The organism is Bradyrhizobium sp. USDA 326 (genome assembly GCF_049739485.1).
Taxonomy (GTDB): domain Bacteria; phylum Pseudomonadota; class Alphaproteobacteria; order Rhizobiales; family Xanthobacteraceae; genus Bradyrhizobium.
In genome coordinates this window covers 7,761,685-7,779,647 of sequence record NZ_JBMGQA010000001.1, presented here as the reverse complement: position 1 = coordinate 7,779,647, position 17,963 = coordinate 7,761,685, and the positions used below count along the sequence as shown (strand labels likewise).

At 64.7% G+C, this 17,963-nt stretch carries 18 protein-coding genes and 1 pseudogene; 8 read left to right on the top strand and 11 right to left on the bottom strand.

Annotated elements, in window-relative coordinates; genetic code table 11:
* The first annotated feature begins 38 nt into the window (after nucleotides 1-38).
* On the top strand, nucleotides 39-2,252 hold the full coding sequence (gene purL / locus ABIG06_RS37060; RefSeq protein WP_370140521.1) for a phosphoribosylformylglycinamidine synthase subunit PurL: 2,214 nt from the start codon (nucleotides 39-41) through the stop codon (nucleotides 2,250-2,252).
* Between the two features lie 117 nt (nucleotides 2,253-2,369).
* On the opposite strand, the gene ABIG06_RS37055 is transcribed toward purL, so the two are convergent.
* Nucleotides 2,370-3,557 (bottom strand): acyltransferase family protein, encoded by a 1,188-nt coding sequence (locus ABIG06_RS37055; protein WP_370140520.1) that lies wholly within the window; start codon nucleotides 3,555-3,557, stop codon nucleotides 2,370-2,372.
* Nucleotides 3,558-3,735: 178 nt separating this feature from the next.
* On the opposite strand from ABIG06_RS37055, the gene ABIG06_RS37050 reads away from it, so the two are divergent.
* Nucleotides 3,736-3,909, top strand: a complete 174-nt coding sequence (locus ABIG06_RS37050) for a DUF1328 domain-containing protein (RefSeq protein ID WP_007612121.1) — start codon at nucleotides 3,736-3,738, stop codon at nucleotides 3,907-3,909.
* A 124-nt stretch (nucleotides 3,910-4,033) separates the two neighbouring features.
* Here ABIG06_RS37050 and ABIG06_RS37045 read toward each other — a convergent pair whose 3' ends face one another.
* The gene (locus tag ABIG06_RS37045; protein ID WP_124162349.1) at nucleotides 4,034-4,393 is read right to left on the bottom strand and encodes a DUF427 domain-containing protein; all 360 of its coding nucleotides are present in this window, start codon (nucleotides 4,391-4,393) and stop codon (nucleotides 4,034-4,036) included.
* A gap of 200 nt (nucleotides 4,394-4,593) precedes the next feature.
* Here ABIG06_RS37045 and ABIG06_RS37040 point away from each other — a divergent pair, with 200 nt between their 5' ends.
* Together ABIG06_RS37040 and ABIG06_RS37035 are read left to right on the top strand one after the other, a co-directional pair.
* Nucleotides 4,594-4,830: a BolA family protein gene (locus ABIG06_RS37040; protein ID WP_011088461.1), complete on the top strand. Its 237-nt coding sequence runs from the start codon at nucleotides 4,594-4,596 to the stop codon at nucleotides 4,828-4,830.
* Nucleotides 4,831-4,853: 23 nt separating this feature from the next.
* On the top strand, nucleotides 4,854-6,047 hold the full coding sequence (locus tag ABIG06_RS37035; RefSeq protein WP_370140519.1) for a low temperature requirement protein A: 1,194 nt from the start codon (nucleotides 4,854-4,856) through the stop codon (nucleotides 6,045-6,047).
* Nucleotides 6,048-6,056: 9 nt separating this feature from the next.
* Here the strand turns inward: ABIG06_RS37035 and egtD are convergent, their stop codons facing one another.
* On the bottom strand, nucleotides 6,057-7,028 hold the full coding sequence (egtD, locus tag ABIG06_RS37030; RefSeq protein WP_370140518.1) for an L-histidine N(alpha)-methyltransferase: 972 nt from the start codon (nucleotides 7,026-7,028) through the stop codon (nucleotides 6,057-6,059).
* Nucleotides 7,029-7,078: 50 nt separating this feature from the next.
* A complete protein-coding gene (gene egtB, locus ABIG06_RS37025; RefSeq protein ID WP_370140517.1) occupies nucleotides 7,079-8,377 on the bottom strand; it encodes an ergothioneine biosynthesis protein EgtB in 1,299 nt (432 codons plus the stop codon).
* Between the two features lie 239 nt (nucleotides 8,378-8,616).
* Between egtB and grxD the strand changes: the two genes are divergently transcribed.
* The 4 genes and pseudogenes from grxD (at nucleotide 8,617) to ABIG06_RS37005 (ending at nucleotide 10,889) form a co-directional block, all read left to right on the top strand.
* Nucleotides 8,617-8,943 carry a Grx4 family monothiol glutaredoxin gene (gene grxD, locus ABIG06_RS37020; RefSeq protein WP_194393118.1) on the top strand — a complete coding sequence of 109 codons (327 nt, stop codon included), beginning with the start codon at nucleotides 8,617-8,619 and terminating at the stop codon, nucleotides 8,941-8,943.
* A 3-nt stretch (nucleotides 8,944-8,946) separates the two neighbouring features.
* On the top strand, nucleotides 8,947-9,516 hold the full coding sequence (locus tag ABIG06_RS37015) for an O-acetyl-ADP-ribose deacetylase (RefSeq protein WP_124162344.1): 570 nt from the start codon (nucleotides 8,947-8,949) through the stop codon (nucleotides 9,514-9,516).
* Nucleotides 9,498-9,625: pseudogene (locus tag ABIG06_RS37010) on the top strand (serine hydrolase); the annotation flags it as partial. The gene ABIG06_RS37015 and the pseudogene ABIG06_RS37010, both read left to right, overlap by 19 nt.
* Before the next feature lies 1 nt (nucleotide 9,626).
* Nucleotides 9,627-10,889, top strand: coding sequence for a serine hydrolase domain-containing protein (locus tag ABIG06_RS37005; protein WP_199752038.1), 1,263 nt, complete (start codon nucleotides 9,627-9,629; stop codon nucleotides 10,887-10,889).
* Between the two features lies 1 nt (nucleotide 10,890).
* Here ABIG06_RS37005 and ABIG06_RS37000 read toward each other — a convergent pair whose 3' ends face one another.
* The 7 genes from ABIG06_RS37000 to ABIG06_RS36970 form a co-directional block, all read right to left on the bottom strand.
* Nucleotides 10,891-11,958: a threonine aldolase family protein gene (locus ABIG06_RS37000; RefSeq protein WP_124162342.1), complete on the bottom strand. Its 1,068-nt coding sequence runs from the start codon at nucleotides 11,956-11,958 to the stop codon at nucleotides 10,891-10,893.
* Between the two features lie 87 nt (nucleotides 11,959-12,045).
* Nucleotides 12,046-12,663, bottom strand: a complete 618-nt coding sequence (rpsD, locus tag ABIG06_RS36995; protein ID WP_061882948.1) for a 30S ribosomal protein S4 — start codon at nucleotides 12,661-12,663, stop codon at nucleotides 12,046-12,048.
* Nucleotides 12,664-12,961: 298 nt separating this feature from the next.
* Nucleotides 12,962-13,729, bottom strand: coding sequence for an acyltransferase (locus ABIG06_RS36990; protein WP_370140516.1), 768 nt, complete (start codon nucleotides 13,727-13,729; stop codon nucleotides 12,962-12,964).
* Nucleotides 13,730-14,048: 319 nt separating this feature from the next.
* Nucleotides 14,049-14,822: an HpcH/HpaI aldolase family protein gene (locus ABIG06_RS36985; protein ID WP_124162340.1), complete on the bottom strand. Its 774-nt coding sequence runs from the start codon at nucleotides 14,820-14,822 to the stop codon at nucleotides 14,049-14,051.
* 61 nt (nucleotides 14,823-14,883) lie between these two features.
* Nucleotides 14,884-15,681: a glutamate racemase gene (gene murI / locus ABIG06_RS36980; RefSeq protein ID WP_370140515.1), complete on the bottom strand. Its 798-nt coding sequence runs from the start codon at nucleotides 15,679-15,681 to the stop codon at nucleotides 14,884-14,886.
* 107 nt (nucleotides 15,682-15,788) lie between these two features.
* Nucleotides 15,789-16,595 (bottom strand): Crp/Fnr family transcriptional regulator, encoded by an 807-nt coding sequence (locus tag ABIG06_RS36975; protein WP_199752037.1) that lies wholly within the window; start codon nucleotides 16,593-16,595, stop codon nucleotides 15,789-15,791.
* Nucleotides 16,596-16,846: 251 nt separating this feature from the next.
* Entirely contained in the window at nucleotides 16,847-17,929 is a 1,083-nt protein-coding gene (locus ABIG06_RS36970; RefSeq protein WP_370140514.1) for a SecDF P1 head subdomain-containing protein, read from the bottom strand.
* Nucleotides 17,930-17,963 lie beyond the last annotated feature (34 nt).

Sequence of the window (17,963 nt, the reverse complement as noted above, 5' to 3'; positions counted from 1 at the left end):
AGGGAACGCAGCGGTCAGCGCCGCAAGAGTGTCAGCCCATGTCGAAGAATGAACCCAAGATCACCCCCGAACTGGTTGCCGCCCACGGGCTCAAGCCTGACGAGTACGAGCGCATCCTGAAGCTGATCGGGCGGGAGCCGACCTTCACCGAGCTCGGCATCTTCTCGGCGATGTGGAACGAGCATTGCTCGTATAAGTCCTCCCGCATCCATTTGCGCGGCCTGCCGACCAAGGCGCCGTGGGTGATCCAGGGGCCCGGCGAGAATGCCGGCGTGATCGATATCGGCGACGGCCAGGCCGTGGTCTTCAAGATGGAGAGCCACAACCACCCGAGCTACATCGAGCCCTATCAGGGCGCGACCACCGGTGTCGGCGGCATCTTGCGCGACGTGTTCACGATGGGCGCGCGTCCGATTGCCTGCCTCAATGCGCTCAGCTTCGGGGCGCCCGAGCATGCCAAGACGCGGCACCTCGTCTCCGGCGTTGTCGCCGGCGTCGGCGGCTACGGCAATTCCTTCGGCGTGCCGACGGTCGGCGGCCAGGTGCGCTTCCACACCCGCTATGACGGCAACATCCTCGTCAACGCGATGGCTGTCGGCCTCGCCGATGCCGACAAGATCTTCTATGCGGCCGCCTCCGGCGTGAACATGCCGATCGTCTATCTCGGCTCCAAAACGGGGCGCGACGGCATCCATGGCGCCTCGATGGCCTCGGCCGAGTTCGACGACAAGTCCGAGGAGAAGCGCCCGACCGTGCAGGTCGGCGATCCCTTCGCCGAGAAGCTGCTGCTCGAGGCCTGCCTCGAGATCATGGAGAAGGGCTGCGTCATCGCGATCCAGGACATGGGCGCTGCGGGCCTGACCTGCTCGGCGGTCGAGATGGGCGCCAAGGGCGACCTCGGCGTCGACCTCGATCTCGATGCGGTGCCGACCCGCGAGACCGGTATGAGCGCCTATGAGATGATGCTCTCGGAGAGCCAGGAGCGCATGCTCATGGTGCTCAAGCCCGAGAAGGAAAAGGAAGCCGAGGCGATCTTCAAGAAATGGGGCCTCGACTTCGCGGTGGTCGGCTACACCACGCCGAGCAAGCGCTTCGTGGTCAAGCATGGCGGCGACGTCATGGCCGATCTGCCGATCAAGGAGCTCGGCGACGAGGCGCCGGTCTATGACCGCCCGCATGTCCCCTCCGCCGCGCTGGCGGTCGTGCACGCCCGCGACGTGCCGGCGCCGATGGGCCTCGGGCCTGCTCTGGAGAAGCTGATCGGAACGCCCGACATGTGCTCCAAGCGCTGGGTTTGGGAGCAGTACGACCACGTCATCCTCGGCAACACCATGCAGCGTCCGGGCGGCGATGCCGCCGTGGTGCGCGTGCAGGACGGGCCCAAGGGGCTGGCGCTGACCGTCGACGTCACGCCGCGCTATTGCGAGGCCGACCCGTTCGAGGGCGGCAAGCAGGCGGTGGCGGAAGCCTGGCGCAATATCACCGCGGTCGGCGGCAAGCCGCTCGCGATCACCGACAATCTCAACTTCGGCAATCCTGAGCGGCCCGAGATCATGGGCCAGTTCGTCGGCTGCCTGAAGGGTATCTCGGAAGCCTGCCGCACGCTGGATTTCCCGGTCGTCTCCGGCAACGTCTCGCTCTACAACGAGACCAACGGCCGCGCGATCCTGCCGACGCCCTCGATCGGCGGCGTCGGCCTGCTCGACGATTTCACCAAATCCGCTTCCCTCGCCTTCAAGGCCGAAGGCGAGGCGATCCTGCTGGTCGGCGAGACCCACGGCTGGCTCGGCCAGTCGGTCTACCTGCGCGACATCTGCGGCCGCGAGGAGGGCGCACCGCCGCCGGTCGATCTCGCTGCCGAGAAGCGCAACGGCGACGTCGTTCGCGGCATGATCCATGCCGGCACGGCGACGGCCGTGCACGACCTGTCCGACGGCGGCCTCCTGATTGCGCTGGCCGAGATGGCGATAGCGGGCGGTATCGGCGCAAAACTGCTCGCGGCGCCGACCGCGCTGGTGCCGCAGGCTTATTGGTTCGGCGAGGACCAGGCGCGCTATCTCGTCACCGTGCCGGAAACCGAAGCCGGCCGCGTGCTCGCCAAGATGCGTGGCTGCGAAGTGCCTTGCGTGCGGATCGGCACCACCGGGGGCGATGCGATCGCGATCGCAGGCGAAGCGCCGGTTGCGATCGACACGCTGCGCAAGTCGTTCGAACGCTGGCTGCCGGAATATATGGGCGGCAAGGCGGCGTAAGGCGCTACCACACTCCGTCATTGCGAGGAGCGAAGCGACGAAGCAATCCAGACTACCTCCGCGGAGGGATTCTGGATTGCTTCGCTGCGCTCGCAATGACGAGTGGAGAGCTCGCCCTCACAACACGTGTGACGCCCCCGGAATCTTCCGCAAGCCCGCCGTCACACCCCAGCTCAGGATCACCGTGAGCACGAAGCCGACCGTGGCCTTCACGATCGCAGGCAGGCTGTAATCGTACAGCGCGTACTGGATCCACAGAGCGATCGGGTAGTGCACCAGGAACATGCCATAGGCATCCGCCTGCAGGCGGTCGAGCAGGTTCGGCCCCGGCGCTTTCGAATGCAGGAAGAAGGCGAGGATCGCGAGCATGATCGAGGCCGAGAACAGCACGAAGAACGTGCCGTAGAACACATCGTACCAGGTTGGCAGCGGATCGGGATTACCGAGAATCTCGCGCTTGATGTAGATCATGCCCCACATCAAGCAGTAGGGGATCAGAGTGACGACCGCCCAATGCCAGCGGCTGTTCGGCAACTGGCCCTCGGCGCCGAGGATGCCGTGATCGAGGTTCACAGCGCCGACGCTGGCGCCGATGAAGAAATAGGCGAAGTAGAGCAGGACACGGCTCGCCTGCACCGAGAACGGCCCGAACTCGAACCATTCGTTGACGCCGTAGTAGACCAGCGCCGGAACGTAGGCGACGAAGCTGACGAGGACCAGCAGCAGCCAGAAGTCGACCGGCTGTTTAAACCCGCGAAGGGAGACGCGATTGACCGGATCGACCAGATGCGCCGAGACCCGGTAGAGCAGGCTTGCAGCCAGATCGAAAGCGAGCAGGACCCACACGAACCAGACCGGGCCACTGGGCCACGGGCCTGATGTCACCGTCTTCCACCAGAACGCAGCGAAGGTCAGCTCGGGCTCCTGCCGCAGCGCGATCGCGTAATAGGCGAGCGGGATGACGGTGAAGGCCGCGATCGCGAATGGCAGCCCCAGCCGCAACAGGCGATCGCGCAGAAACACCGATGGCGCCTTGCGCGCGATGCCCGGCCAGGTGAACAGTCCCGACAGGAAGAAGAACATCGCCATGAAGAAGCTGTCGGTGGCGAGCACGATCATGTCGAAGCCGATCCAGGAGGTCGGATCGGTGTGGCCGAAATAGGTGTAGGGAATGACGGCGTGGTGCAGCAGCACCACCAGCGTCAGGAAGGTGCGGGCGCGGTCGAGCGACAAATTGCGCGCCTTGCTCATTGGCGCGTCGTGAGTCTCCGCGCCCATTCTCCCTGAATGTGACACCGTGATCATGGCTGCCCCGATAGCGCTTCTGTTCCGGCCGGACTGTGCCGCCGGGAACCTGATTCAGCAAGAGTGAGAGCCGTCGCGTGCTCTGATGCGGTTAGGAACCGGCTCAGCATAGCGCAGTTAGCATCCGCGAAAAGAGCTTGAGGGGCCGCAAGGGGCGGCAGCAATTTCGGAGCTGGCAATGACGATCCTGAAATGGGCGTTGATCTTCCTGCTTGTCTCGATCGTGGCCGGGGTGCTCGGCTTCACCGGCATTTCGGCCGCCTCCGCCGATATCGCCCGCTTCCTGTTCTACGTCTTTGTCGTGATCTTCCTCGTGCTGCTGATACTGGGCCTCACGATCTTCAGGGCTTAGCAAAGGATGAGCCCCCGCACATCAGTCGTGATGCCGCGGATCCGACCCGGGCACCCATCGATTGCGGCCGAGAACATGGATGGCCGGGACGAGGCCCGGCCATGACGGCAGCGTATCTGGCGGGCTACCCCACTTCCTCGATCTTCACCTTGTCCGGATAGAACGCGAGATGGCCGCTAATCTCGGCCATGGCGGGGAAGGGCGTCTCATAGGTCCAGATTGCGTTATCCAGCATTTTGCCGTTGGCCTTGACGCTGAAATAGCTCGCGTCCCCCTTGTACGGGCAGTGGGTGACACGGTCGGTGCGCTCCAGCAGGGCCATGTTGGTGTCCTCTCGTGGCACATATTGCACCGCCGGATATCTGGCCTCCTTGAGGGTCAGCGCCTTGCTGGTCTCGGCGATGACGACGTCGCCTGCGCTCACCCGGACGCGCCGGGGATTTGGGGTGATGGTGATAGGGTGGTCGGGCCCTGGAAGCTTCATGATTTCACGCCTTTTCGATCAATCTGCTGCGCGCGGCACTTTGTCGTGCCTTTATCCTGATGGGATCACGGATATAGTGCCGGAAGGCGTGACGGAGAAGGCCGTTCACGCTAAGTTTGAGCTTGCCGGCGAGGGGACCCCCGGCAGCGATTCGAACGCTTGGACCAGAAAAAGCTTGGACGAGAAGGAGCAAGACCCGAATGCCCATGGACGCCCACGATATCGAGGCGATGATCAAGGCAGCGATCCCCGATGCCGAGGTGACCATCCGTGACCTCGCCGGCGACGGCGACCACTATGCCGCGACCGTGATCTCGGAATCCTTCCGCGGCAAGTCGCGCGTCCAGCAGCACCAGATCGTCTACCAGTCCCTGCGCGGCCAGATGGGGGGCGTCCTGCACGCGCTGGCGCTGCAAACCGGCGTGCCCGGCACCTGACCTGATCGCATCACGGAGCGATGATGGCTGCGGACGACCAGCGCGGCGCGATGTTTCGCGTTATTGTGCCGAGCCAGCACAGCCGCGTCACCTTTGTCGAGCTGTTCTTCGACCTCGTCTTCGTCTTTGCCGTCACGCAGATCTCGCATACGCTGCTGCATCATTTCACGCCGATCGGCGCGGTGCACGTCGCGGTGCTTTTTCTCGCGGTGTGGTGGGTGTGGGTCTACACCGCCTGGGTCACCAACTGGCTCAATCCCGAACTGACGCCGGTCCGCCTCCTGCTCTTTGCGATGATGCTCGGCGGCCTCGTGCTGTCGACGACGATCCCGACCGCCTTCGAGGGGCGCGGCCTGTGGTTCGCAATTGCCTATGCGACCATGCAGGTCGGACGTACCGCATTCTGGCTGTTCGCAACGCCGCGGCATCGAACGGCCGTGCGGCACAACGCGATCCGCATCCTGACCTGGCTGTCGATCTCCGCGGTCCTGTGGATCGCAGGCGGCCTGACCGAGGGAGAAGCGCGGCTATGGCTGTGGATCGTGGCGGTGACCTGGGAATACATCTCGCCGGCGGCACGCTTCTGGGTCCCGAAGCTCGGGTTTTCCTCGCTTGAGGCGTGGGCCGTCGAAGGCGGCCACATGGCCGAGCGCTGCGCGCTGTTCGTCATCATCGCGCTCGGTGAGGCCATCGTCGTCAACGGCGCCACCTTTGCCGAGCTCGACTGGACCGCGAACAACATCTTGGCCTTCGTCTCCGCACTGGTCGGCGCCATCGCGATGTGGTGGATCTATTTCCACAAGGGCGCGGAGGCCGGGGCCGAGCGCATCTCGAAATCCGCCGAATCCGGCCGCCTGGCGCGGCTCGCCTACACCTACCTGCACACGCCGATCGTCGCCGGCATCATCCTGACCGCGGTCTCGGACGAGCTGGTGCTGAAGCACCCGAGCGGCCATTCCGACACCCGCACCATCGTGAGCACGGTCGGCGGCCCACTGGTGTTCCTGGTCGGCACTATCCTCTTCAAGTACGCGATCCGCGGCTTCCTCCAGCTCTCGCACGGGGCCGGCATCCTGCTGCTGCTGGTGCTGTGGTGGTTCGCCGCCGACCTCTCGCCGCTGTGGCTGTCGATCGCCACCACGACGATCATGATCGTCGTGGCGGTGTGGGAGTCGGTGTCGCTGGGATCTGAGCCGGAAGACGCGGCGGAGCATTGAACCCCGGCGCTACTGCGCCACCTCGAGCGCGTGCACCGAGAACATGTTCGCCGCGTCCGTCCAGCTCTCGCGAACGTGCCAGCCCGCGCCCTGCGCCAACGCGGCGAAACGCTCGATGCTGTATTTGTAGCTGTTCTCGGTGTGGATGCTCTCGCCCGGGCGGAACGAGAAGCTGGTGCCAAGCAGGCGCACCGTCTGGCTCTTCTTGCTGATCAGGTGCATCTCGATGCGGTGCCGCTCGCGATTGTAGATCGCGCGATGGGTGAAGGCGGAGAGATCGAAATTGCCGCCGAGCTCGCGGTTGATGCGCACCAGCACATTGAGGTTGAAACGCGCGGTGACGCCGGCGGCGTCGTTGTAGGCGTCAAAGAGGATTCGCTCGTCCTTCTCGAGATCGGCGCCGATGATCATCTGCGCGCCCTTGCCGAGAATCCTGCGGGCGCTCCTCAGGAAGGCCTGGGCGTCTTTCGGCTCGAAATTGCCGATGGTCGAGCCGGGGAAGAAGCCGACCTTCGGCATGGATGCAACCTGCCCGGGCAGCTCGAACGGCGTGGTGAAGTCGGCGGCGACCGGATAGATGCCGAGCGTCGGGAAATCCCGCTTCAGCCCGTTTGCCTGCGCCTTCAGGAAGTCGCCAGAGATATCGACGGGGACATAGGCCGCGAACTTGCAATGATTGAGCAGCAGGCGGACCTTCGTGGTCGCGCCCGCGCCGAACTCGACGAGCGCCGCGTGCGCCGGAATGATGTTTGCGATCTCTCCGCCGCGCTCTCTCAGGATCGCAAGCTCTGTGCGCGTCGGATAATATTCCGGCAGCCGCGTGATCGCCTCGAACAGCTCCGATCCGGTCGCGTCGTAGAAATATTTCGGCGACAGCTTTTTCGGCTGCTGCGAGAGGTCCTCGATGGCCTCGCGGGCAAAGGCGGTGGTCTGCTCGTCGGGAAGATGGGCTTCGGCCAAAGCGCTGGCGTGCACATTCATGATACTCTCCTGAACGCGCTGTCCGGCGCGCATTTGTCGTCGGATGAGAACTAGTCGTAATCGGCGAGCCGCAGTCCGGTGAACTGCCAGCGATGGTGCGGATAGAAGAAGTTGCGATAGGTGATACGGCTGTGGCCTTGTGGAGTTGCAAGCGAGGAGCCGCGCAGCACCAGCTGGTTGACCATGAACTTGCCGTTGTACTCGCCGAGCGCGCCTTCGACGGTGCGGTAACCGGGATAGGGTGAATAGGAGCTGCGGGTCCATTGCCAGACGATGCCGAAGGCGTCGTTGAGCTGCTTGGTGCGGGCGGCGACCTCCCATTCCATCTCGGTCGGCAAGTGTTTTCCGGACCAGCGCGCGAAGGCGTCGGCCTCATAGTAGCTGATGTGGCAGACAGGTGCGTCCGGATCGACCGGCTTGAGGCCGGCCAGCGTCATCACCTGCCATGCGCCGTCGACCTCGCGCCAATAGCCCGGGGCCTGCCAGTCTTCCTTGCTGGCCGCGGCAAAGCCGTCCATCAGCCACAGCGTTGCCGTCCGGTAGCCGCCGTCGCGCATGAAGGCGAGCCACTCGGCATTGGTGACCAGATTGCGGGCGATCCTGACCGGGCCGACGAGGGCGCGGTGCGCCGGCTTCTCGTTGTCGAAATGGAAGCTGTCGTCGACATGGCCGACAGTGTGGATGCCTTCGTTGAGGGGCAGCCAGTCATCGCCGCTGCGTGTTGCGGCCGGGAAGCGCCAGTCCGGGTCGTAGGGCGGGTAGATCGGGTTCTGCGCAAAGGCATGCAGGATGTCGGTGAACATCAGCTCCTGATGCTGCTGTTCGTGGTTGAGTCCGACCTCCACCAGCGGTGCCAAGGACTGGAGCTTGTCCGCGTCGGCCTCGCGGAAGAATTCGACCACGGCAGCATCAACGTATTTGCGATAGGCGCCGACCTCGTCGGCGCTGGGCCGGGTGATGTCGCCGCGATGATTGCGCGCATGTCGCGGGCCGGCGCTGACGTAATAGGAATTGAACAGGAACGCGAAATCGGGGTGGAAGGGCCGGTAGCCCTCGGCGTGCTCGCCGAGCAGGAATTGCTCCCAGAACCATGTGGTATGGGCCCGGTGCCATTTGGTCGGGCTAGCATCGGGCATGGACTGGATTTGCTGGTCCTCAGGTGACAGCGGCGCTGCCCGCCGTTCGGTCTCATTGCGGACGGTGAGAAACGCCGATTCCAGCCGCTGGGCGAGGTCGTCCGGGAGGGAGGACGGTGACGAAAGCTGGGGGGCGGCCGTAGCTGAGGCTTGTTTCGTCACGTTTTTCTCCAGACAGGACAAGAGAACGTTGTTCGCGCGACCCGGTTCCACAAACAGGGTTCGTCCTAGATAGGGGCTCCGTTACGGTATGAAAGTCCCGTCCGGCGATGATATTGATGTCATCAGCCTATGGACCTGTTGGGCTCTGCACTGTCGCCCGGGGGGCCCGTCGCCGCCATTTTACTTTGGATGCACAACGGTTTGGGCTACATATATGGGTAGGTATCGGGTTAAATCGGCCGAGCCGGCCCGAAAAGACTGGTGAGGGCTCGGCCCAGAAGGACATGGATATGAGCATCGAGGAATTCATCGCCAACGAAGTGAAGTCGAACGACGTGGTTCTGTTCATGAAGGGCACGCCGCAATTTCCGCAGTGCGGTTTCTCCGGCCAGGTCGTCCAGATCCTCGATCATCTCGGCGTCGGCTATAAGGGCCTCAACGTCCTCGAATCCGCCGAACTGCGCAACGGCATCAAGACGTTCTCCAACTGGCCGACCATTCCGCAGCTCTACGTGAAGGGCGAGTTCGTGGGCGGCTGCGACATCGTCCGCGAGATGTTCCAGGCCGGCGAATTGCAGCAGCTCTTCTCCGAAAAGGGCGTCGTCGTCGCGGCCTGATACGTGACCGTGCTGACGCGCCGGATCGCCGGCGCTAGGCTTGAGGTCATCGTTGCCGACATCACGACACTCGGCGTCGACGCCATCGTCAACGCCGCCAACACGTCGCTCCTTGGCGGGGGCGGCGTGGACGGTGCGATCCATCGGGCGGCCGGGCCCGAGCTCGTCGCCGAATGCCGCAATCTCCACGGCTGCAAGACGGGTGACGCGAAGATCACCAGCGGTTATCGGCTCAGGGCCGCACATGTGATCCACACCGTCGGCCCGGTCTGGAATGGCGGCACGCTCGGCGAGGACGATCTGCTGGCCTCCTGCTATCGCCGATCGATGGAGCTGTGCGGTCGACACAAGCTGACCTCGGTGGCATTCCCTGCGATTTCAACCGGCATTTTCCGTTTTCCTGCCGACCGGGCGGCCGATATCGCGGTGCGCACAACGATCGAGGCGCTCGCTGCTGCGCCGTGCGTTGCGCGAGTGGTGTTCTGCTGCTTCGCCGAGCCTGGCGCCGAACTCCATGCCGAGGCGCTGGCGCGACACGGCGGCCCCCGGCAAGATCGGGGTGCTGTTTCGTGATCGCCCCGAAGCAGGACCTGTTCTTCATCCTCCTGAAGCAGATCCCGACCGAGTGCGAGCGCGTGCAGCGAGCATTGAGCGGTCGGTTTATGAAGCCATGGAGAAGTGAATTGCGTGGGCGCCGCGCGTTTATCGCGGGGCTCGTTCTTCTCGTTGCCGTCGTCGGTGCGAAGGCCGGCGCCGAAGGACGCGCTGCCCGTACTCTCTCCACGGAAGGGCTGGCGAAGGTTTCCGACTACATCCGGAACGAGGTTGCGACCGGCAAGATCCCCGGCGCCATCCTGCTGCTCCAGCAACACGGCAAGCCCGTCTACTACGAGAATTTCGGCGTTCGCGATGTCGGCACCCAGATATCGATGAGCGTGGATACGATCTTCCGCCTCTATTCGATGTCGAAGTCGATCACATCCGTCGTGGCGATGATGCTGGTCGAGCAGGGCAGGCTTTCACTTGACGATCCCGTGTCCAAGTACATTCCGGCCTTTGCCGACATGAAGGTGGGCATCGAAAGGAAAGCAGCGGACGGCAAGGTTTCGCTGGTGCTTGAGCCGCAGCAGCGTCCGATCACGATCAAGGACCTCCTGCGCCACACCGCGGGGCTGCCTTACGGCTTTTATGGCGGTGGACTGGTGCGTGAGCTCCATGCTGCGGCCGACCTCTTCAACAGCGATCTTTCCAATGCCGAGTTCGTAGCGAAGATCGCCACGCTGCCCCTCGCCGAGCAGCCCGGCACGGTGTGGACCTACGGCTTTGCTACCGACGTGCTCGGCCGCCTCGTCGAGGTGGTTTCGGGCAAGACGCTGCTCCAGTTCGCGAAGGAGCGGCTGCTCGATCCGCTCGGCATGAGCGAGACTGCGTTCTACGTTGCCGATCCCGCCAGGTTTGCACGTATCGCCGAGCCTATGCCGGGCGACCGCAGCATCAGCCCGACGACTGAAGTTCGCGACATCAGGCGGCCTGTGAGATGGGAATCGGGCGGCGCCGGCATGGTCGGCACGATCGGCGACTACGCCCGTTTCGCGCAGATGCTGCTGAATGGCGGCACTTATGAGGCCCATCGCTATCTGAAGCCCGAGACCATTGCGCTGATGGTTTCGGACCACATCGGACCCGAGACGAAGATCGCACGCGACCGGATGTACTACCCAGGGGAAAGCTCGGGCTTCGGCCTCGGCTTCGCGGTGCGCACCTCGGTGCCGCCGGGCACCTCTTGGCCGCTCGGCGAATATCGCTGGGACGGTGTTGCCGGCACGTTCTTCTTCATCGATCCCGAGGACGATCTGTTCGGGATCTTCATGGCGCAGACGCCGTCGCAGCGCGGCCGGATTCAACTCGAGCTGAAGACGCTGATCTATCAGGCGATGGGGCGCTGATTCAGGCGCCGCGCACGATCTCGCGCACGTATCCGATCGTTTCCTCGATCTGGCCGGCATTGACGTCGAGATGGGTGCAGGCGCGGATGCGGCCGTCCATCATCGCGAGCGTCACGCCGCGCTGTCGGAGCGCGGTGACCATCTTGTCGCCAGGGATGCCGGCGCCATCGGGCTTGAAGAACACGAGATTGGTCTCGGGCTCCTGCACCTCGATGCCTGAGATCTGCAACAGTCCGCGGGCGAGCGCCCGCGCATTGGCATGGTCGTCGGCCAGGCGCTCGACGTGATGGTCGAGCGCGTAGATGCAGGCCGCCGCGCAGATTCCGGCCTGCCGCATCGAGCCGCCGAGGCGCTGCTTCCACTGCCACACCGCATCGATGAAAGCGCGTGAGCCCGCGAGCACGCCGCCGATCGGCGCACCGAGGCCCTTGGAGAAATCGATCCAGGCCGAATCCCAGCCAGCGGTCATGTCGCGCGGAGAGATGCCGGTTGCCACGGTGGCGTTGAGCAGGCGCGCGCCGTCCATGTGGGTGACGAGTCCGTGTTGCCTGGCGATCGCGACGATCTCGTCGAGCGCGGTCTTCTTCCAGATCGTGCCGCCGCCGATATTGGCGGTCTGCTCGACGCTGACGACGGTCTGCGGCGGCTGGTAGCGCGTTCGCGGGTGCAGCGCCTTGCGAAGGGTTTCCGGCGTGAACTGGCCGCCCTCGCCCTTGAGCTGCGTGACCTGGAAACCGCCGATCGCCGCATGCGCGCCGCCCTCGCGCGCGATGATGTGCGCGGTCTCATGGGCGAGGATCTCGTCGCCGGGACGGCAATGCACCAGCGTCGCGGTGACGTTGCACATCGTGCCGGAGGGCATGTAGACCGCCGCTTCCTTGCCGAGCAGATCTGCGACGCGCTCGCACAGCGCGTTCACGGTCGGATCGTCGCCGACCTGCTCGTCGCCGACCTCCGCCCGCGCCATCGCCTCGCGCATCGCGGCCGTCGGCCTGGTCTGCGTGTCCGAGAGCAGATTGATGCGCACCGGCGGCGCCTTGGGATCGACGGGGGGAGGGGTGTAGAGCATGCGATGGCTCCTAAGCAGTGCGGCCACTGAAGTGTGGCTCTTAAGCAAAAAGGCCCCGGCGAACCGGGGCCTTTTGATATTCAGATCTTAGCGCGAATAGAATTCGACGACCAGATGCGGCTCCATCTGCACCGGGAACGGCACGTCGGAGAGGCCGGGGATGCGGGTGTACTTCGCGGTCATCTTGCCGTGGTCGACTTCGAGATAGTCGGGGACCTCGCGCTCGGGCAGCTGGCTGGCTTCGAGCACGTGGGCGAGCTGCTTGGAGGCTTCCTTGACCTCGATCACGTCGCCGACCTTGAGCTGGTAGCTCGAGATGTTGACCTTGCGGCCGTTCACCTTGACGTGGCCGTGGTTGATGAACTGGCGGGCAGCGAAGATCGTGGAGACGAACTTGGCGCGGTACACGACCGCGTCGAGACGACGCTCCAGGAGGCCGATCAGGTTCTCGCCGGTGTCGCCCTTGAGGCGGCTCGCCTCGACATAGATGCCGTGGAACTGACGCTCGGAGATGTTGGCGTAATAGCCCTTCAGCTTCTGCTTGGCGCGCAGCTGCACGCCGAAGTCGGAGAGCTTGCCCTTGCGACGCTGGCCGTGCTGGCCGGGGCCATATTCGCGGCGGTTCACGGGGCTCTTCGGGCGGCCCCAGATGTTCTGGCCCATACGGCGATCGATCTTGTACTTCGCCTCACTGCGCTTAGTCATCGCGTCCTCTTCGGTTGCATGGTTTGAGGAAACGCGCCCTCCTGTGTGACGGGCCTGGCCCGGCACCGACAGATCCGATCCCCAAAGCTTAAGGGATTTGACCACGGGTCGCGAAACGCTTCGCGGGCCGAAATCGGCCCGCGAGCAGGCGGCTTTTAGGGGAGTTTGGGGTTCGCTGTCAATTCTTTAGCCCGTCATTCCGGGGCGCAGGGCGAGCTATGGTGCGCAATTGCGCCCCTGAGAATCTCGAGATCCCGGTTTTGGTGCTGCGCACCGCCCCGGGATGACCGCTTCGCGGTCAGGTCTTGACCGCCCGGATCGGCTTGGGGTCGGCCGCCCGCAATTCGGCAGCGATTTCAGTGTTCAGGACCTGCTCCAGCCGGGTCAGGACCCGGGCAATCGGGGCGGCGTCGGTGACCCGGTGGTCCCAGCGGATCACCACATGGATGGTCTGGTCGGGCTCCACGCGCCCATAGCTGACGATATAGGGGCCCGGAGTGATGGGGTGGAGCTCGCCGCCGCCATAGGCGGCCACCGAACTCACCCCGAAGCTGCCGAACCAATTGCCCCGCTGGCGGCCGAAATTCAGGCCGATGGCCCACGACAGCCGCCGGAGCGGCAACGGCAGCCGGGTCGCCCGCATGATCTTGCGGAACATCGGGACGTCAGCGATCGGTGCTGTCTTTCCGCGTCGGATATCGGCATCGATTGCCGCCAGCGACAGGGCCTCTGGGGCCGCGATTCGCTGCGGCATCACGCATTCCTCGCCGGCCTCGACCCGGGCGATCGCCACCAGCGCCACGCTCTTCGGCAGCTCATAGAGGGCCGGCCAGGGCCATTTGACGTAGACGGTGCGCAGGATCGGCTCGTCTCGGGCAACCAGGGCGAAAGCCTTGACGAACATTGCGGCCCAGCCGGCGGGCGCCGTTGCACCTGCGCGGGCGTCCAGCAGGGGGCGGATATTGAGCGAACGGGAGAGCGAAACGAACGGCACGCCCATCGAGGCGTGCATGAGATCGCAAATCAGGCGGCGCCGCAGCGAAATGGTCTTGGGCGTCCCGCGCATGGGTCTCCGGTTCCTAGGATAAGACTAAAATATGTGCAACGAGCGCGTCGACCGCTCGCCGCGTGCTTAGCATGAACCAACCGGCTTGGGGCTCCTGGGTTCGTCGCTTTCAGCGCGCCGGCGAAGCCAAGGGGCCTGGTCTTGGTTGCGGCCAAAATAACTTAATAATTTCAATTATTTGCTGCGAGAGACAAGATCTGTTGAGGCGAGGCAGGCAAACAACAGCGCGAGCAAAGTCTCCCTCAGCATGTTTTCCCCTGAACCGCGGACGCTGATAGCGCCGCGTTTGCGGCAGGGGCGACCCGCTTGCTGCGGCGATTCAGCGCCTGATGCCGTCGAACGCCGCCATGATGCCGCGCTGGAACAGCGACCAGTCGAAGCCGAGCGCGATCGCGCGGTAGCCGCGGTCGATCAGGGCGTTGGCCTGGTCGGCGGTGCGCGCCACGCCGCCGATCGGCACGCCGCTTTTGAGGATGCCGGCCTCGGCGCGCGCGATCAATTCGAGCAACTCCGGATCGTCCATCCGGCCGCGCTTGTTGATGGAGGTTGCGAGATCGCCGGGGCCGATCACGGCGACGTCGATGCCGGGCGTCGCCATGATCTCGTCGATGCGATTGACCGCGTCGACATGCTCGATGGTGATCATGCAGATCATCTCGTCGTCGGCACTCGCCATGTAGTCCGGCATCGACTGGCCCCAACGGAACGGGGCGTGGAACGGACCCCAGAGCCGGTCCCCGCGTGGCGGGTAGCGCATGCTGCGGACCGCCTTCTCGGCTTCGGCGGGCGTGGTGATCATCGGAAAGTTGATGCCGAAGGCGCCGATGTCCATCGGGGCCTTCGCGAGCCACGGTTCGTTTGCGGCGATCCGCACCAAGGGGGTGCAGGGCGTGCCGGTCGTGGCGGCGATCATTGCATGCGCTTCGGTCAATCCGATCGGGCCGTGCTCGAGATCGACGATGATCCAGTCGAGCGAGCGCGCCATGATCTGCACGGTTTGCACGCTCGGGATCGTCGCAATGGCGCCGAAGGCGGGGCGGCCCTCGCGCCACAATTGGCGGAGGCGGTTGAGCGGCGTGATCGGGATCGACATGGAGAGGCCTGCGGGCAGGTGAGGACGGCAAAGCCTAGCAGCGCGCGCTTGTGGCGCAAAGTCAGGCCAGTGCGCGCCCGCCGAAGAACGGCGTCAGCATGGCTGAAAGGCCATGAGCGCGATTCGAGGTGAAGATCATCTCGGCACCGGACTCTGCGACGCCGCTCGTGCGCGCACCCAGCAGATCCGAGACGCGGCGGGCGATCGCCGGCGCCGGATCGATCCAGGCGACCGGCCAGGGTGCCAGCCGCTCCAGCCGGTCGAGCAGCAGCGGATAATGGGTGCAGGCGAGCACCACGGTGTCGGTGCGCGCGCTGGCATCCGCGGCATCGCCGACGAAGCAGGGGGCGAACTCGGCCAGAATGGCCTCGTCGCTGATCGGGCTTCCGCCGAGCGCGGCCTCGGCGAGCGATGCGAGCTCGGGCGAGCCGACCAGCGTCACCTCGCATCCTTGCGCGAAATCGCGGATCAGCGCCTTGGTGTATTCGCGTTTCACCGTGCCTTTGGTGCCCAGCACCGAGACGCGGCGGGTCTTGGACTGCGCGCAGGCCGGCTTGATCGCCGGCACGGTGCCGACGAAAGGCACGGAATAGGCTGCGCGCAAGTGAGACAGGACCAGGGTGGACGCCGTGTTGCAGGCGATGACGACGAGGCCGGGATCATGCGTGCCGATCAGCTCGCCCATCAGCGGCACCACGCGGGCGATGATCTCAGCCTCGTCATGGTGTCCATAGGGGAAGAAGGCGTCGTCGGCGACATAGACGTAGTGCGCACCCGGGCGCGCGGCCACGACCTCACGGAGCACCGTGAGCCCGCCAAGGCCGGAATCGAACACCAGGATGGTTTCAGAATTGGTCACGCAGATACCCTAGCCCGTCATGGTTACCATTCGGTTTTTAGGGCGATTTTGCGGCGGGGCCCGCAAAGTCCCGGACGGAGGGCGACGTCTCGTGGCCCGCGCGCCGGTCACGCGATCCTGTTCGTCGTCGCCGCGCGCTCCGCCGCCAGCTGCTTCTGCAGGCGATCGATGTTTTGCAGGAGGCGCTGGCTGGTCAGCACCAGGAAATAATAGCCGAACTGCGGATCCTGGAAGTAGATCTCGAGCAGGCGGTCGTAGGTGATCGTCAGCACCTGTCCGTCCTCGATGCATTCGATCGTTCCGGTGCGGCGGTTGTCCGGCGTCAGGAAGCCGAGTTCGCCCATCAGCGCGCCCGGCCCGATCTCGACGTTGATCTCCTTGACCAGGAATTTGCCGGTGACCGTGAGCAGCATCTCCTTGGCCGGATCGCCCAGCTTGAACAGCGTGTCGCCGCGGCGATATTTGCGCTCGGTCATGAACGGCTTGAGCCATTCGATCGACATGTCGCCTTCGGCCGCATGGCGCGCCTTCTTGACCAGCTTGAGCATCTGCCGCAGGCGCAGGGCGTTGATCGGAAGCATCAGGAGATAGAGCAGGAACGTCGCGACGTTGGCGGTGAGCGCGCCGAAGAGAGCAAAGAACGCGCAGCCGATCATGTTGGCGACGCGCAGCGGCACCATCGTCCGCATCAAGAGGGTGGCGACGAAGAAGACCGCCCCGACCACGGCAAACAGATTGGCGAGCGTGATGTTGTGGACGAATATCTCCAAGAGCCGGTTGAAGATCGCGTCGTAGGTGACGTTGTCGGGATCCAGGCCCATCTGCACCAGGATTTTCGCGATCCTGAGGTTATCCGTGGCCGCGTCGAGAATGCGGTCGAGGATCGACGAAATGTCTGCGCTGCCGGACGGCATGGTACTAACCCCACGTAAGGCATTCAGTCCTGGTCGGCACCCGTATAGCCGAAATCGAATGACGACCGCTTGAATGACGCTTCCGGCCGTCATGCTGCAAGAGGCGAATTTTAGCGTGGTCGGGCGTTTCGGCAATTGCCCCTTGGTTGCCCGGCTGGCCACGGCGCGGGGCGTGATTCGGGGCAGCCGGTGTGGGCTGCGGCGTCGCGGACCGGCCGGGATGCCGGTGCGGCCGGGGCATGGCGCGACGCTTAAGGCTTGGTGGCGGGCTGCACGACCTGCTGCTCGACGAGGCCGAGGCGCCCTGGCAGCGAGCCGGCGCGCAGCAGCATCGCGACGCTGTTGGCCTCTTCCAGGGTGAAGTTGCCGGCGATCTGGCCCGAGCCGCCGGTGATGGGCTCGCGGATCACGGGAGCGGAGATCACCTTGTCGTCGAGCACGATGGCAAAGGGCTTCCCGACGTTCTCTGCGGTGACATGGGCGAAGCGCCGCGTGCCGCGGCCGTTGAAGCGGAACGAGGCGATCGGCTCCTTCGTGTCGCTCGCAAATCCCGGGCCCGCATAGCTGATGTCGTCGCCCTCGAGCGCGCTGTCCCTGGCGACGAGATAAGGAAGCCTGTCCTTGAAGCCGAGCAGGACTTCGGTGCCTGCCGGAGGCGCGCCGGATTGCGCATGCTCCGCGGACATCGAGAGATCGATCAGGCGGAATCCGACCTTGACCTTCCTGGCGAAGATCGCGGTGACATGCTCGGGCTCCATCACGCCGGGCAGGAGGATGCGGATGCGGTCCGTCCCATCGACTTGAACGCTGGCAAGCTTGACGCCGGCGTCCTTGAGGCGCTGCTCGATCATGGCGATGGAATCTTCGACGAGGTCGCGCAGCCGCTCGGCGGATGCGGCATCGGTCGGTGCAAGCCTGATCAGACCGTCTCCGCTATCAGTCACGGTGAACGCATGCGCCGGCAGTCCCTCGGCCGCCGACGCGAGTTTGCGCGTGAACTGGTCGCGACCCTTCGCATCCGCGATCTTCACGTCGACGCCCCCGTCGCGGATCGCAACGCCGGAGAAGGCGATCCGGCCCTCACGCAGGGTCCTGTAGACGTCGTCGCGCAGATCCGTGACGACCGCCTCCCGCAAGCCGTCGGTGTCCACCTTGTAGACGATGCCGGACCCGCCCAGCTTCTCCATCTTGTCGGCGACGAAGGCTGCGATTTTGGCGCGCATCTTGTCGAACTGGGTGTCTGCGCCGAGAGTGGCAGAGGGCAGAGCAATCGCGAATGCCGTCGCGAACGCGGCGATCAGCCGTGCAATGCGATTCCGCAGGGGCGTCGTCATGATGACCTCAAGTCTTGCGGCAGGACGCTGGCGG